General features: G+C 40.4%; 15 protein-coding genes. 6 read left to right on the top strand and 9 right to left on the bottom strand.

All coding sequences use genetic code 11. From position 1 onward, the window contains the following. Positions 1–78 precede the first annotated feature (78 nt). Positions 79–585 (bottom strand): universal stress protein, encoded by a 507-nt coding sequence (locus tag R0K30_RS13755; RefSeq protein WP_099728807.1) that lies wholly within the window; start codon positions 583–585, stop codon positions 79–81. Between the two features lie 558 nt (positions 586–1143). On the opposite strand from R0K30_RS13755, the gene bmrC reads away from it, so the two are divergent. Both bmrC and R0K30_RS13745 read left to right on the top strand, forming a co-directional pair. Further along, positions 1144–2901: a multidrug ABC transporter ATP-binding protein BmrC gene (bmrC, locus tag R0K30_RS13750; RefSeq protein ID WP_410611249.1), complete on the top strand. Its 1758-nt coding sequence runs from the start codon at positions 1144–1146 to the stop codon at positions 2899–2901. Then, on the top strand, positions 2898–4913 hold the full coding sequence (locus R0K30_RS13745) for an ABC transporter ATP-binding protein (protein ID WP_410611246.1): 2016 nt from the start codon (positions 2898–2900) through the stop codon (positions 4911–4913). The genes bmrC and R0K30_RS13745 overlap by 4 nt, the downstream gene beginning before the upstream one ends. 126 nt (positions 4914–5039) lie before the next feature. On the opposite strand, the gene R0K30_RS13740 is transcribed toward R0K30_RS13745, so the two are convergent. The 7 genes from R0K30_RS13740 to R0K30_RS13710 form a co-directional block, all read right to left on the bottom strand. Further along, entirely contained in the window at positions 5040–5657 is a 618-nt protein-coding gene (locus tag R0K30_RS13740) for an NAD(P)-dependent oxidoreductase (RefSeq protein WP_099728804.1), read from the bottom strand. A 285-nt stretch (positions 5658–5942) separates the two neighbouring features. Beyond that, positions 5943–6146, bottom strand: a complete 204-nt coding sequence (locus R0K30_RS13735; RefSeq protein ID WP_003210761.1) for an alpha/beta-type small acid-soluble spore protein — start codon at positions 6144–6146, stop codon at positions 5943–5945. A 233-nt stretch (positions 6147–6379) separates the two neighbouring features. Next, positions 6380–7486, bottom strand: coding sequence for an ABC transporter ATP-binding protein (locus R0K30_RS13730; RefSeq protein ID WP_099728803.1), 1107 nt, complete (start codon positions 7484–7486; stop codon positions 6380–6382). Between the two features lie 139 nt (positions 7487–7625). After that, a complete protein-coding gene (locus tag R0K30_RS13725; protein ID WP_230030970.1) occupies positions 7626–8501 on the bottom strand; it encodes a helix-turn-helix domain-containing protein in 876 nt (291 codons plus the stop codon). Between the two features lie 20 nt (positions 8502–8521). Then, positions 8522–8731: a YheE family protein gene (locus R0K30_RS13720; protein ID WP_003211787.1), complete on the bottom strand. Its 210-nt coding sequence runs from the start codon at positions 8729–8731 to the stop codon at positions 8522–8524. 152 nt (positions 8732–8883) lie between these two features. Then, positions 8884–10242, bottom strand: a complete 1359-nt coding sequence (locus tag R0K30_RS13715; protein WP_410611242.1) for a YheC/YheD family endospore coat-associated protein — start codon at positions 10240–10242, stop codon at positions 8884–8886. Further along, positions 10199–11305, bottom strand: a complete 1107-nt coding sequence (locus tag R0K30_RS13710) for a YheC/YheD family protein (RefSeq protein ID WP_410611240.1) — start codon at positions 11303–11305, stop codon at positions 10199–10201. The genes R0K30_RS13715 and R0K30_RS13710 overlap by 44 nt, the downstream gene beginning before the upstream one ends. 214 nt (positions 11306–11519) lie before the next feature. On the opposite strand from R0K30_RS13710, the gene R0K30_RS13705 reads away from it, so the two are divergent. Together R0K30_RS13705 and R0K30_RS13700 are read left to right on the top strand one after the other, a co-directional pair. Continuing rightward, positions 11520–12653 (top strand): DUF445 domain-containing protein, encoded by a 1134-nt coding sequence (locus R0K30_RS13705; protein WP_410611238.1) that lies wholly within the window; start codon positions 11520–11522, stop codon positions 12651–12653. 120 nt (positions 12654–12773) lie between these two features. Beyond that, positions 12774–13130, top strand: coding sequence for a YlbF/YmcA family competence regulator (locus R0K30_RS13700; RefSeq protein WP_008361320.1), 357 nt, complete (start codon positions 12774–12776; stop codon positions 13128–13130). Positions 13131–13278: 148 nt separating this feature from the next. Here R0K30_RS13700 and R0K30_RS13695 read toward each other — a convergent pair whose 3' ends face one another. Continuing rightward, a complete protein-coding gene (locus tag R0K30_RS13695; RefSeq protein WP_410611236.1) occupies positions 13279–13509 on the bottom strand; it encodes a hypothetical protein in 231 nt (76 codons plus the stop codon). Between the two features lie 67 nt (positions 13510–13576). Between R0K30_RS13695 and R0K30_RS13690 the strand changes: the two genes are divergently transcribed. Together R0K30_RS13690 and R0K30_RS13685 are read left to right on the top strand one after the other, a co-directional pair. After that, positions 13577–14443, top strand: a complete 867-nt coding sequence (locus R0K30_RS13690) for a Cof-type HAD-IIB family hydrolase (RefSeq protein ID WP_099728798.1) — start codon at positions 13577–13579, stop codon at positions 14441–14443. A 113-nt stretch (positions 14444–14556) separates the two neighbouring features. Beyond that, positions 14557–16056, top strand: a complete 1500-nt coding sequence (locus tag R0K30_RS13685) for a coproporphyrinogen III oxidase (RefSeq protein ID WP_249705406.1) — start codon at positions 14557–14559, stop codon at positions 16054–16056. Positions 16057–16123 lie beyond the last annotated feature (67 nt).

Below are 16123 nucleotides of genomic sequence, written 5' to 3'. Positions count from 1 at the left end.
CAAAGGTTTTCTATCACGCTGAAAAGAAGACAAAGGGCTAAAATAAAGATCATTTTAGCCCTTTGTCAACAATCTGATTTATTTCACAATAAGCACAGGTATATCTGAATTTGATGATAACTTTTCGCTCACACTGCCAAATAGCATTTTTTTTAATCTGCTTTGGTCACGTGCTCCCATGACGATGAGGTCTGCTGATATCTCTTCAGCATATTCGATAATGGCTTCTGCGGGCTCCCCCTCAACAATTTCAATGGCAGCTTCAAACTGCTCCTCATTTAAAAGCATCCTCGCTTCCGTAACGACCTCTTCTGTATGGTCTTCAAAGATCAAGGGACTTTGCTGTTCGGCATGAGGTACATACACAGGGGGTGTTTGAAGGTCTGCCATGCCGCCCCCGATATAAGCCCCGCCAGTCATTGGGCGTGGTGCATCAAACACCTGTCTGCTTGATTTGCTATCATGTGCATAGGCAACGGTCAGCTTGGCATGCAAGGTTTTGGATAAAGCGATTGCCTTCTTTAATGCTTTCTTACTGTCTTCATGTCCATCAAACGCAACGACCATCCGATCAGCTTGAAACAATGTCCTCATTCCTTTCAAAAGGAGTCTTTACACTCATGGTATACCCGTTATCATAAAAAGATACACATAAAGGCGATTGTATTTTTGTTAGAAAATTTCATTTATTGAAAAATATTTATTGACAAAATGGTGACAGCCACTATAAGATAAAAAAAGATTCAAGAGCCAAAAGGAGGAAATGTCATGTGCAACAGTGGAAGAATGAAATCAAACTGCATGAATGGGTTGATTCACGTGACAAATACACCTTCATTGGTCATTGAAAAGGAACCATTATGTTCCAATTGATCGGATGAATCAAGGCGTATGTTGCGTATTTGTCAACATGCGCCTTTTTATCATGTATAAAAGAGGCGTACCAGTCAGCTGGTTGCCTCTTTTTTTGTTGTGTTCATTTCGTTTCCCGAAATAAAGGTATGAATATCAACAATTAAATGAAGAGGAGTGAAAGCATGTGAACATGCCAAAAGCAAGACAAATGACAAAAGCTCAAAAAACGAAACAAGGTGACAGCCAGGAAAATATAGAAAGCGGCTAGCTTTAAAAGGAGAGACGAACATGTTTTCAGTATTTGCAAAATTAGGCTGGTTCTTTAAACAAGAGTGGAGGCGATATACGATCGCCATTACGCTGCTGCTCATTGTGAATGTGCTTGAAATGCTGCCGCCAAGGTATCTTGGGCAGGCAGTTGATGACATTCGTTCTGGTCAATTTACCACATCCAGTATTGTGTTTTATGTGACTATTTTTTGTTTACTTGGTGTCTTCGTCTATACGCTGACATATTTTTGGATGTATCAGTTATTTGGCGGCGCGAATGTCATGGAGCGTGTGATGCGCGGAAAATTAATGCGTCACTTACTTAAGATGACACCAACCTTTTATGAAAAGAAAAAAACCGGCAACTTAATGGCCTTAGGTACAAACGATTTGAATGCTGTTGCCTTAACGACAGGCTTTGGTGTTCTGACATTGGTTGATTCCACTGCTTATATGCTGATGATCTTTTTTACGATGGGGCTGACGATTAGCTGGAAATTAACCTTAATGGCGATTATTCCCATGCCGCTGATGGCGATCTTGATTGCGTTTTATGGCAGCAAGATTCATGCGCGCTTTACAGTCGCTCAAGATGCATTTGGTGATATGAACGATCGTGTACTGGAATCAGTGGCCGGCGTTCGGGTCATCCGGTCTTTTGTACAGGAGAAACAAGATGTCGAACGCTTTCGCCAAATGACAGATGATGTATTCCAAAAAAACATGCGAGTGGCGATCATTGATTCATTGTTTGAGCCGACAGTGAAATTGCTTGTGGGCATCAGTTACTTAATCGGAATTGGCTATGGAGCATATCTTGTGTTTCAAAGTGATTTAACGATTGGTGAACTTGTTGCATTTAACGTCTATCTTGGGATGATGATCTGGCCAATGTTTGCGATCGGTGAGTTGATTAATATCATGCAAAGAGGAAATGCGTCGTTAGATCGGTTGAATCATACCCTCAGCTATAAGCCGGATGTAACAGACACAGCTCAGCCAAAAGCATTACAAGAGCCTGGCGATATTCAATTTGATCATGTGAAGTTCAGATATCCAACTTCGTCTAAAGATAATTTAGTCGATGTGTCCTTTACTGTCCGAAAAGGGCAAACGATTGGCATTACAGGGAAAACAGGAAGCGGCAAGACAACAATTGTGAAACAGCTCCTGCGGCAGTACCCGCCAGGTGATGGACAAATACGCTTATCAGGTGTTCCGATCCAAGACACTGAATTGGATCAGCTATTTCAATGGATCGGTTATGTACCTCAGGATCATATCCTTTTCTCAAAAAGTGTAGAAGAGAATATGCGCTTTGGTCATATGGAAGCGAAACAAAATGAATTAGCACAAGCCATCAAAGACGCTTACTTTGAAAAGGATTTACGACTGTTGCCAGAAGGCCTCGAAACAATGGTTGGGGAAAAAGGCGTGGCGCTGTCAGGCGGTCAAAAGCAGCGAATTTCCATCGCACGTGCTTTATTAATTGATCCCGACATTTTGATTTTGGATGACTCTCTATCTGCGGTTGATGCGAAAACAGAAACCGCTATTTTAGAAAATTTAAGACAAAACCGTCATGGAAAAACGACGTTTATTACGACACATCGTCTATCAGCTGTTGAGCATGCGGATCTCATTCTTGTCATGGAAGAGGGACGCATCGTCCAAAAGGGAACTCACCAAGAGCTCATTCAGCAAGATGGATGGTACAAAGAACAATTTCTGCGTCAGCAGCTGACAAATCAGCTGGAAGGAGGGGATGAGGCATGACAACAGGAAGAAGACTCCTTGCCTATGCACTCCTATATAAGAAAGTACTGTCTATTGCCTTGATCTTTCTGATCATTGCCGTGGGTGCTGAGCTGACAGGACCATTTATTGGGAAGAAAATGATTGATGATCATATTTTAGGTGTCGAAAAACCGTATGTCGAGGTAAATGAAAAAACAGATGAAACGGTTTATTACCAAGGAAATAACTATATACGAAGCGATCGATTAAAGAATGAAAATGAAGCTGGAAAGCAAATCAATGTGGTGCAAGTCGGGTTCGGTTACTACTTTGTGAATGAGCCGATTCGTTTTGATGGAAACCGGACGATATCGGGAAATCAGCTTACCATTGAAAATGGGAACGAGCGCAAAACCTATGATGTACAGCGTTTATCAAAAGAGGAAATATTCGCTTTTTATCAGCCAGAAATTAGTGGTTTGATACAGCTTGTTCTATTTTATCTAGGGCTGCTCGTCATTGCGATCTTCTTTCAGTATGGGCAGCATTATTTGCTCCAGCGGATTGCAAATCGTATTATCCAAAAAATGAGGGTAGACATATTTAAGCATATTCAAACGTTGCCCATTCAGTATTTTGATAATTTACCGGCTGGAAAAGTAGTAGCACGGATCACGAATGACACGGAAACCATCCGTGATTTATATGTAACTGTCCTCGCTAATTTCGTGACCAGTGCCATTTACATGATTGGAATTTATATCGCCATGTTTTTATTAAATGTGAAGCTGGCACTCATTTGTTTGGTAGCTGTACCGATTATTTTCCTATGGTCAATGACTTACCGGAAATTTGCATCAGTATACAATCACCGCATTCGTTCTATTATCAGTGAAATCAATGCAAAACTAAATGAAGCAATTCAAGGGATGACGATTATTCAAGCATTTCGCCATGAAAAAGCGACGAAAGAAGAATTCGATGAGCTGAATAACAATCACTTTCGATATCAGCGAAAAATGCTTCATTTAAATTCACTCCTTTCACATAACTTGGTGAACCTGCTGCGTAATTTAGCGTATGTTGCGCTCATTTGGTACTTTGGCGGCGCGTCATTAGGTGCGTATGGCATTGTGTCCATTGGCGTACTCTATGCATTTGTCGATTATTTAAATCGATTGTTTCAGCCGATTACAGGCATTGTGAACCAATTTTCTAGATTGGAATTAGCAAGGGTTTCATCGGAAAGGGTCTTCCGATTATTAGATGAGCCAGGAACAAAAGTGGAAGAACCTGATCAGAAGAAAATGGAGGGGTACGTTCAGTTTCAAGATGTAACCTTCGCTTATAATGAAGGGAATAACGTACTAAAGAACATTACGTTTGAAGCAAAAAAGGGCCAAACAGTTGCACTTGTGGGGCATACAGGTTCAGGAAAAAGCTCGATCATGAACTTGCTGCTGCGTTTTTATGACATCCAACAGGGAGATATTCTCATTGATGGAGAAAATATTTATCATCAGTCGCGCCAAACTTTGCGTAAACAAATGGGCATTGTTCTGCAAGATCCGTATTTATTTTCTGGAACGATTGCATCCAATGTCAGCTTAGGGAACGAAGACATCAAAAGAGAAACCATTGAATCCTCATTAAAGCAAGTAGGCGCAGCAGAGTTATTGAGGCACCTTCCACAAGGCTTTGATGAAACAGTGGTTGAAAAGGGAAGTACCCTCTCTTCAGGGGAACGTCAGTTGATTTCATTTGCCCGCGCACTGGCGTACGATCCAGCGATCTTAATTTTAGATGAAGCAACCGCCAACATCGATACAGAAACAGAGGCCATCATTCAGCGGGCGCTTGATGTAGTCAAAGAAGGACGAACCACCTTTGTTATTGCTCACCGATTATCCACCATTAAGAAAGCCGATATGATTTTGGTGTTAGAAAAAGGTGAAATTGTCGAGCGAGGCAGCCATGAACAACTCATGGAGCAAGGTGGGCTGTATGCGCAAATGTACGAACTGCAAAAAGGTGCTCTTGCAAGCAGCTAAAATGAATAGCCGAAGGAAGTAGAAAAAGAGCCTCTTTCATGCGAAAGGGGCTCTTATGATTCGAGGATTTATTTCTCATTACCTCGACTTTTTACCGGTTGTATATGGTTTGCACGGGCTACATGATCAATAAGCGATGCCGACTCGCTGATGCATAAATTCCTTCGAATTTAACTGTTGATATAAAAAGTGGGCGGTATCTTCAACTGAAATTTTCTTTCCGTCTATAGGGAGAAAATCTTTTTCATAGCGATATGACCGTGTCACTTCTCCATCTGGTAAATAGGTTGGACAAATAATGGTCCAATCTAGTTCAGTTGATTGTAGGATTTCATACGCCTTGGCATGCTCTTTAGCTGCTCGGGAAGTGGTTCGCCTTGATTCACTTGTTTCAAAGCGGTAAAGCTCCGGCTGCTGCCTTGCTTTTAAGATCCCCGCCGTGCCAATCGTAATAATTCTTGATGTATTTGTTTGCTTCATGGCTTGTACGATATGTGCCATTGAAACAGATAATGTATCATCACCATCTGTTGATAGACAGCTCACAACAATATCTGATCCTTTGATCGTCTCAAGCACATCTTCTTGATTTCTTGAATTGCCGGTGACTTGAAACATACCCGCAAGCATTCCTTCCCGGTTTGTCCGAATCAATGAACGAACCAAGTAACGATCATCTACTTGAACGAAACGAAGAAATGCTTGTCCTACACGTCCATGAGCACCGAAAAGAGCTATTTTCATCTGTTCGATCCCTCCACTACATACTATAAGTGAAAAGAACACAAAATGGTACAATTTTATGTCATGCTTTTTTTATAAAGGTGAAAGGACCGAATACTATGAGCATATTCACATAATAGAGAAATACCTACAAATTGTAGAAGTTCAAAGTTCATACCGGAAATAATGTCCATGAAGATCCGCTCCTTTCTACTACATGATATGAGCTGGAAAGGGAATTGGTGAGGGATAAAAGCAAAAAAAGAAGACACCATAAGAGGTGCCTTCTATGATCCAGATATGAAATTAAGCTTTTGTTCCACCCATGTGTTGTTGAGCGTAAGATACAAGACGTTTTGTGATTTCTCCACCAACTGAACCGTTTGCACGAGCTGTCGTTTCTGCTCCAAGGTTTACACCAAATTCAGAAGCGATTTCGTATTTCATTTGATCGATTGCTTGCTCTGCTCCTGGAACTAGTAATTGATTTGAACTATTAGAATTTGCCATGATGTGAATCTCCTTTATATATATGATTTGTTTTTTGGTTGGGTTTGCTGGAATCGCACCAGCGAAATGATCAAGTCATTTGCCACTTGGCGAAACCCAATGCAGTAACTGCTTTGTACTATGTATTATGGTTATTTGTGAAGAAAACATACGAAAAAAGAACATGGTAAATGTTGTGTCGACATACAAAAACCATCACCCAATAGTGAGTGATGGTGCTTAAGGGTTTCTCCTTATTCAGCTGAGCGAATGCGCAGCTCAGTATCAATATCGAAGAAGTGCGCTTTATTCATATCAATGGCAAGCGGTATAGATTGACCTGCCTGAATATCCGTACGAGAATCAACACGTGCAATAAACGATTGACCATCGAGAGAAGAATAAAGCATTGTTTCTGCTCCCATTAATTCGGCCACTTCTACGTTTGCATCAATTTTTGTTCCTTCAGATGCCTCTATAAACACAGGCTCATCATGGAAGTCTTCTGGCCTTATGCCAAGAATGACATCCTTTCCGATATAGCCTTGACTACGTAATACCTTCATCTTTCCTTCGGGTACACGAATGTGCGTTTTTCCAACTGCGATGGCGCCGTCAGAAAGTTTTCCTGTAAAAAAGTTCATCGCAGGAGAGCCAATGAATCCGCCTACAAACACATTCTCTGGGTTCTCATACACATCCTTCGGCGCGCCCACCTGCTGAATAAAGCCATCTTTCATCACAACAAGGCGAGTAGCCATTGTCATGGCTTCGGTCTGATCATGTGTGACATAGATAAATGTCGTTTGCAGGCGCTGGTGAAGTTTAGAAATTTCAGCACGCATCTGAACACGGAGTTTTGCATCTAAATTTGAGAGCGGCTCATCTAAAAGAAAGACTTTTGCATCGCGCACAATCGCTCGGCCAAGTGCAACACGCTGTCTTTGACCGCCAGACAGTGCTTTTGGTTTTCTGTCTAAATATTGTTCAAGTCCTAATATTTTAGCCGCATTTCTAACCCGCTCATCAATTTCAGATTTAGGAAACTTCCGCAGCTTTAATCCAAAAGCCATATTATCGTACACATTCATGTGAGGATATAATGCATAGTTTTGGAAAACCATCGCAATATCCCGGTCTTTTGGCGCTACGTCATTCATCCGTTTTCCGTCTAACAGAAAGTCCCCTTGTGAAATTTCTTCAAGACCTGCAATCATGCGAAGTGTTGTTGATTTTCCGCAGCCCGATGGACCAACAAACACAATAAATTCTTTATCCTGTATATGTAGATTAAAGTTGTCTACTGCTGTTACCTTGTTATCGTACACTTTATAAATTTGATTGAGCATCATTTCAGCCATAGATGATAGCCTCCCAGTCTCTTTTTGAAAGCGCTTTACTTATAAGTAAAGTGTATAGAATGGGCAAGAGTCTGTAAATGGACAACGTGCACAACATCTTATTTTCATTTTTGGGCAGGATGCTCACGTCCTCCGTTATTTATGAAAGGTCGAGAAGACTCATCATAAGGTAAGCAGCCGATGCTTCTGAAAAATGTCGTATATCTAGACCTGTGCGCTCAATAAATTTATCGATCCGATATTGAAGGCTGTTTCGGTGAACATATAAAGCTTTTGCTGCCTGCGATGCATTTAAATTACATTCCATATAGGTCATAAGGGTTCGGTAAACATCCCGATCAAAGACCGTTTCTTTAAAGACATCAGAAATAGCGTCAGAAACCACATAGGCATCATAACGAATGAGAGATGGAAGACATTGATAAAATGTAGCAACCCCTGACCTAAGCTTGCCTCGCTGCATATGCCACAAAAAGAGCTGATGTTCATTTAACAATCTCATCTGTAAATGGTCATTTGGCAAGTGCAGCTGTCCTTGTAAAAAGACAGAGTCTGTTAAAAAATCACTTGTGATGGCCTGAGACAAATCATTTAACTGATCTAATTGACCATTTTCTGACGTGGCGTTTGTTTGAATCAGCATAGCTGTATCAGCGCCTGTCCATATGAATTGAGTGCATTCGAGGCTGCTATTCACAGCCTCTTTTATTTGCTGTCTTTGTTCTGCTTGATGGTCCATTTTAAAATAATGAACACGGACGGGATGGTGGACGGTTAATGGTTTGTTTTCAAAAAGATAGCTGTACCATTTCTGTTCATCCTCAGTCTGCTGCGTGTGAGATAGATCAATTGGTGTAAGGAAAGAATTGAGAAGAAGTGTTTCTCTTGCTGTAAGCGCCGTTTTGTCTACTCCAAATAGTTCGCCTTCGTCCGTTTGATACCAAAGAAACTGTTTGTCATTTGTTGGTGAACTGATGATATGGTGTCCGTAAACAAGCTTTAACTTTTCTAACATGGCGAGGCTCCTTAAATAGTTTAATCATAGACATGGAATAGCATTAATTCGTGGATTTCTTCTTTTAGGGTTGGTTCGACTTCATGAGGCGGAAGCTGGGAGCCCCATTCAATATCACCCGTTTTGTGGTAGATGCCTTCATAGTGCGCACCATTGTGAAAGAAGGATATTTTCCAGCCTGGCAATTGCGCTTTCTTAAAGAGAGGTTTCCATTGAAAATGAGAAATCATATCATCATTGCCTCCTTGCTTTTATTGATGAAACAATAAATAAACACGACAATACGGAAACAACCTTGAACTTGCTTTTATTGTATCTCATCTGATGAAAAGAGCATAGGAAAAGCATAGATTTCAGAACCGACACGCGAGACGAAAAACAATCAATAGACGTTCGCGTGGTCTGTAGTTGTGTGTGCTGTTTGTGAAAGGTAAGACGCGTAATCCACAATTCTTTTCCCGATCAGCCATTCTGATTTTTTCAAGGACGCATGCTGGAAAATCTCACGGCCTGGGCGAGAATTGGCTTCAAACATCCAGATTGCGCCTGTGTGATCAATGCCTAAGTCAAAACCAATTTCACCAATATGGCCGGGCATATTTTCGTCTATCACCTGACTAAGCGTGATGGCAGTACGAGAAAGCTGTTGCAAAATCTGCAAACGCTTCTTCTCATCAGGAAAGACATCATAGAGTGTTTTGACCGATCCTCCGTGTAACTGATGGGTCGTGACTGTTTGATTTCCTGAAACTTTTGCCGCTGCTGCCGTGACTGTCCAATGACCATACTTATTTTTATTCGTATGAACTCTGAAATCCAGCGGTTGATTGTCTATATGCAGAAGTTCAATGCCTTGTTGGGCAATAATTTCATGAATGACGCAATCTTTTCGCAGCTGTTTGACGAAATGGTCTACTGAATCATATGAAATGGACTTCCCTTTATTCGAACGTACAATGATTCCGTTATGCACTGATTTTAATTGATAAATACCGTCTCCATGACTTCCGTTTGTCGGTTTTAAGTAAATGACATGATGCAGATGGAGGAGTGTTTCTATTTTACTTATAGCGTCCACAGGATCTAATTGTATGGAATGTGGCAGAAAGGACAATGTTCGTTTATCTGTTAATAGTTGCTCATGTATATGCCATTTATTAAAAAAATAAGGGTTGAACCAAGGGATATCGTAGTCTTGAGTGAGTTTCCGCTTTGTATCTTGAATGAAAGCCGACTGAGCAGCCTTTCTACTTGGAAGCCGGTCATAAACAACTGACGGCAGAGGGAGTTGTTTTTTAACCCATCTTTCCTCTTGATAGAGCAATCCTTCTACTATTCCTTTTTCCCAATCAATAGAATGAGTACCAAAAACATATGCAAAACCAGCATGTTGTTTGCAGGATTGCAGCAGCCTGATAAAAAAATCTGATCTTGCTCCTAATGGCTGTGTACTTTGCTCAAAACCTGCGGTGAAAATGCCAATCAGTGGCCCTATAAAGAGTGTATGGTCAGCGATGATGACATCAGCTTTTGATTGGTAAGGAATCAGTAAATCGATGTATAGATCTTTCGATAATAAAATTTTATGTGTTTGTTGATGGTAGGAAATGGTGAAGTCATCTACTAAACGAGACCCCAAAGCAAGAGAATAGATTGCATTCTGCTGTTTAAAATGGATAGGAAGATGAATTGTTTTTTCACTTGTGAGATGAGGGACGATGATGCAGCGATTTCTGTTCATAAGAAGCCTCCTTCGGCTGAGACATCATAGATTGTGCATGTTGAAGAATGAATTGGATCAATTGGTTTTCCTTTTCAGGGTAAGCCTTTAAAAGAGCCGATCGTCCTGGCTTTGATCTTATATTTGATATGAAAAGTCTGCCTTCATTTGTATGAAGTAAATCTACAGCGAACTCAAAGCATGGAGAGTAAGTTTTATCTATATATGCTGGGAGAGATGACTGAATGGATGCAATATCATCTAATAGGAGCTCTTTGATGTGTGGCTGCAATGAATGTAAGTAGTGGTCAAAGCCTACCACATGATTTGAATTTTGTGCATTGCTTAAAAGGCTATTTTCCACAGGTGATTTTGTGTGAATCCCCATGCTATTCCATTGATTTTGTGAATCTTTCATAAGAAAAACTCTAATTTCATTGAATAAAAAATCTTTTTGATCACTCGTGTTAAAAAATTGAAGAAAATATCGGCCTACAAACTTTTTGCACCAGCGTTCAACTTCTGATGGACGAGAAAATGTGATGACCTGCTCGGAACTTAGCTGAACAGTGAATGTTGTTTTGTCTTTTAAAGAAATGAAGTAAGTAGATGCTGCTTGCTGTTGAGAGAGTGGCTGCATTTTACAATATCCACCACTCCTTACCATATTGAGCAGGTCCGAGGGCTCTTTCAATAATGAGCATACAGGTAAATATGGCTGTAAAGAAGGAAGGAGACGGAGCTGCTCAAATAGCACCATTTTATTTGGGATTCCAGTATTCAAAAAAATTGTTTTTGGATACATTTTTAGCCATTCCATGATTGGTTTAGCTTGTTTAGATTGTGCGTCATGCTGGTAAAGACATCGATCGTAAATCAAGTCTGGAATTTGAAATTCTGCTGCTGCAAACCCTTTGTCATTCGTATATTTTTGACCTTGTATCAAATTCGAAGCAGGCTTTAAATCAAGAGGTGTAAAACGAACAACCTCTAAATCAAAAGATGAGGCAGCTTTGGCGAGCTGACGTGTGAATGCCTCTTCATGCTGCGGAGAAAGGGCCACAATACCTAACGTTGACTTCATTAAAAAACACCTTCTTTTCAATTTCATTTTTTACCATCAGAAAAACACTTTTTCATGATTTTACAGAAACCTTGCGCTCCTTTATCATTACGACAGATTGCTTTATCATATGTCTCGCTGCATGCTTCATTTGCTTGGAATCTTGACAACAACTATAATACGTATAGATTAAAACAATAAACATCGGGTGTTGTTTGAAAGGTAGATGACGACTTTGAATATATTCACAACGTTTATCTTTATGATTGTTATAGGAGCAGTCATAGGAGCAGCGACAAACCATCTTGCAATTAAAATGCTTTTTCGTCCTTATAAGCCATATTACTTATTTGGAAAACAGCTCCCATTCACACCAGGGCTCATTCCTAAAAGAAGAGATGAAGTAGCCAAGCAGGTTGGTGTCATGGTTATGGAGCATTTGCTTACGCCAGAAGGTATTCAAAAACGAATTGAATCATCGGAGGCAAAGCAAGAGATCATGTATACAGTCCATCAATATATTGACAGGGGCGCTGATATGGAGATAACAGTGCTCTCCTTGTTAGAAAGATTTGGCGTTCCGCAGGCTGACGTAAAAGCAGATGAATGGCTCCATCAGTGGTCTGATCAGAAGCTCGGTTCACTGCTTGAAAAATATGATCAGCAAATTTTATCTGAATGGATCCCTTCGGAAGTGGAAAATAAAATCTCTTCAAAAATTCCAGATGCAGCAGATTATATTTTAAAGAGGGGCATTCATTACTTTGAAAGTGAAGAAGGCAAAGCAAGACTTGGCAATATGATTGATGATTTCTTAAAGGAACGAGGAATGCTCGGCAGTATGGTCCAAATGTTTCTTGGGAATTCAAGCTTAATTGACCGTGTACATCCTGAAATCATCAAGTTTTTAAAAAATGCAGAAACAAAAAGGTTTTTATCAGATTTGCTTGTTCAAGAATGGGACAAGGTAAAGCAGTTTTCTCTTCATGAGCTTGATGAAAAATGGAATGTGAAGGAGCTTGTATTTAGTGTGAAAAGACAATTGCTATCCCATTTCTCTACAAAGATGATGTTAGACCGACCAGTTGGAGCTTATGTCAGTGCTGTAGCGGATGATCTCAAAACACAATTTGCGCCAGTGCTGATTGATAAGGGGATTAAAGCGGCATCGAATGCTTTAGAGGGTCTGCTCGCAAAGCTTCAATTTGAAGAAATCATTCGTGAGCAAATTGAACTTTTCCCACTTGAAAAAATGGAAGAGCTTGTGATCAGCATTTCCAGTAAAGAGCTCAAGATGATTACCTTTCTAGGCGGTCTTTTAGGCGGAACGATTGGCGCTATCCAAGCTATTTTTGTCACGCTATTCTAAGACCAGCTAGAGAAATTTTGATGAATTCATTGTATATATGTGAAACGAAAGCCATAGTTTGTTATAGTGGAGTGGTGTCCCCGATCATATCGGTGATAACGGATAGAAAGGAGACATAACATGTCTGTAAATCTTTATGATGTTGCATATGACCTTGAAAAAGCACTGCGTCATAGCGAAGAATATTCAACTTTAAGAAACCTTTATGATGAGGTAAACGAGGATGAGTCCTCTAAAAGAATGTTTGAGAACTTTCGTGACATTCAAGTAAACCTTCAACAAAAACAAATGACTGGTCAAGAGATTACACAAGAGGAAGTGGAGCAAGCTCAAAAAACGGTTGCGCTTGTTCAGCAGCACGATAAAATCTCTCAGTTGATGGAAGCAGAACAACGCGTGAGTGTTCTCATCGGTGAATTAAATAAAATTATCATGAAGCCTCTTGAAGAGCTTTATGGAAATGCAGAAGAAAATTAATTGAAAGGGCGATAAAATTCGCCCTTTTTTTATTTAACATCTCTTCTGTATATCTTTTAAAAAAAGGTTGTCGAAGCTCAAAAATTCTGCGATAATATTTATTGAAAGTGCTTTCAAAAAAGCACTCTCGTGATCAATTGGGTGCGTTTCACTTGGGATTTGCGGCGATCAGCCAAATGAGAGAGAAGCGCTTCTGGGAGAAACGCAAAGCATAAGGGGATCTGATATAAGCAACGCTTTGGTGTGTGAAAGATAAGGGGATCATGGGGAGCTTCATCACCCCATTGTTACGCATCCAAACCATACATAAAAAAAAGCCTAGGGGTAGGCTTTTTTTATTTATCGTTGATTCATCAAGCAGGGGTTGTTTCAACTGCATGTTCTAAAGCACCAAGCTAGGGCATATCCTCATCTTAAGTACAGTCATCAAGAAGGGGGATGCCTCAGTGTCAAAAAAACTACTAGCACTCAATATAGATGGAACGTTACTTCGTTCCAATGGAAAAATTCATTCCGCTACAAAAGAAGCTGTGGAATATGTAAAGAAAAAAGGGGTTTATGTGACGATTGTCACGAATCGGCATTTTCGGGCAGCACAAAAAATCGCCAAAGCGTTGAAGATTCCAAATTCAACTCTTGTGACGCATAGTGGTGCTTTTATCGCTGATAAACTTGATGAGCCGCTGCATGTGAAGAAATTAACGGAAGAAAAAACATTTAATCTTGTGCAAATTCTTGAAAGTTTTGATTGTAATGTCCGCTTGCTGCATGAAAAATTCTCTATCGGCAACCGGAAAAAAACACAGTCTCAACTGATGGGAAAGACGTTGATCCATCCGTCTGATCCGATTTTTTATCCCGTTCAATTTGTAGAATCGTTAAGTGATATGCTGATGGATGAACCGGTCAGCACACCAGTGATTGAAGTATATTCGACCGCAGAGCTTCAGCCTGAGATTTACAAGACCATTCAACAAGCATTCCCATCTGTCGATCTCATTAAGATCAGTGATGAGAAAATGAATATCGTATGCAAAGGGGTATCAAAAGAAGCAGGACTTTCTCTTTTAAGCTCAGCGCTAGGTTTTACTTTAGAAGATACGGTCGTCATCGGCCACGGGCCAGATGACATTCCAATGCTTGAGTTAGCTGGCTTAGGTGTCGCTATGGGAAATGCACCTCATTCGGTCAAGCGTAAAGCCGATTGGGTGACACGGTCTCACGATGAACAGGGCGTCGCTTATATGATCAAAGAATACTTTAGAATGCAGCAAAGGGAAGGCTTTTTACATCAATTCGATATTAAACGATAATACGGTGAAGACCCTGTCCATCAAGAAATGACAGGGTCTTCATCTGTTCCCTTCATTGCTTTTCCTAGATGAATTTTGTAAAATGAAACAAGTTTGAAGATAAAGGTGATACGATGCGAATTTTAATTAAAGGGCTGTCAGATGAGCGATTTCATCGCCCGCTTGTCAATATAGCAAACTTATTTGAAGAAGATAGTGAAGTGCTGTTTGATCTAGACGAACTGGATGATGGTTTAGTGATGGTGTTTAGCTGGAAAGAAGAACGAGGAATGATTGAAGCATCTGGCCATATCGCTGGATCAGAAATAAACAGTCGTTTTTCAAGAGATGTGCCAGAGGGCTTAAGCGATAAGGACCGCTGGAAGCAAATCAAAAACACAGTGCTCTCTGTTTATTTACACCTGCTTCAGGAGCATACAGGAATGACACAAAAATGGGGGATTCTCACCGGGATACGCCCTACGAAATTACTTCACAAGATGCTAAGAGAAGGCATGACAAAGGAAGAAGCACATGCGGCGTTAAAGCGTGATTACTTGATTCATGATGAAAAAATTGATTTGATGCAGGAGATTGTCGACCGTCAGCTTCAAGCGATTCCAGATCTGTATGACCTTCAGCAGGAAGTGAGTATTTATATTGGCATTCCTTTTTGCCCAACAAAATGTGCTTATTGCACGTTCCCTGCTTATGCCATTAAAGGACAAGCTGGAAGAGTGGGAACGTTTCTGTTCGGTCTGCATTATGAGATGCAAAAAATGGGCGCATGGTTAAAAGAACACGGGATCAAAGTGACGACCGTTTATTTTGGCGGAGGCACGCCAACGAGTATCACAGCGGAAGAAATGGATTTACTGTATGAAGAAATGTATCGCTCTTTTCCTGATGTGAAACATATTCGAGAAATTACTGTAGAAGCAGGACGTCCTGATACGATTTCGCCTGATAAGCTAGAGGTGCTAAACCGCTACAATATTGACCGGATTAGCATCAACCCGCAATCATATGAGAATGAAACACTGAAAGCCATTGGCCGGCATCATAGTGTGGAAGAAACGATTGAAAAGTATCATTTATCAAGACAGTACGGCATGAATAATATTAACATGGACTTAATCATTGGTTTACCTGGAGAAGGGCTAAAGGAATTTCAGCACTCCTTGCAGCAGACCGAAGAACTAAGGCCTGAATCTTTAACTGTGCATACACTTTCCTTTAAAAGAGCGTCTGAGATGACGCGCAATAAGGAGAAATATCAAGTGGCAGACCGTGAAGAAATCACACGTATGATGGATGAAGCGGTCGCTTGGACGAAAGCACATAAATATCATCCATATTATTTATATAGACAAAAAAACATCTTAGGGAATCTCGAAAATGTCGGGTATTCATTAGATGGACAGGAAAGTTTGTATAATATCATCATTATGGAAGAAGTCCAGACGATCATTGGCATTGGATGCGGCGCAGCCAGTAAATTTATTGATCCGCGATCAGGAAAAATTACGCAGTATGCCAATCCAAAAGATCCAAAATCGTATAATGATCGCTATGAGCACTATACGGAAGAGAAAATTCGATTCCTTGAGTCATTATTTGTTTCTCACGTTTAAACACTGCGGTGACGCAGTGTCTCAGATTGTTGACAAAGGGCTAAAATGATCTTTATTTTAGCCCTTT

The sequence above is a fragment of the Bacillus sp. SIMBA_154 genome (assembly GCF_046536015.1).
Taxonomy (GTDB): Bacteria; Bacillota; Bacilli; order Bacillales; family Bacillaceae; genus Bacillus; species Bacillus pumilus_P.
This window is presented reverse-complemented; position numbering and strand designations above follow the sequence as displayed.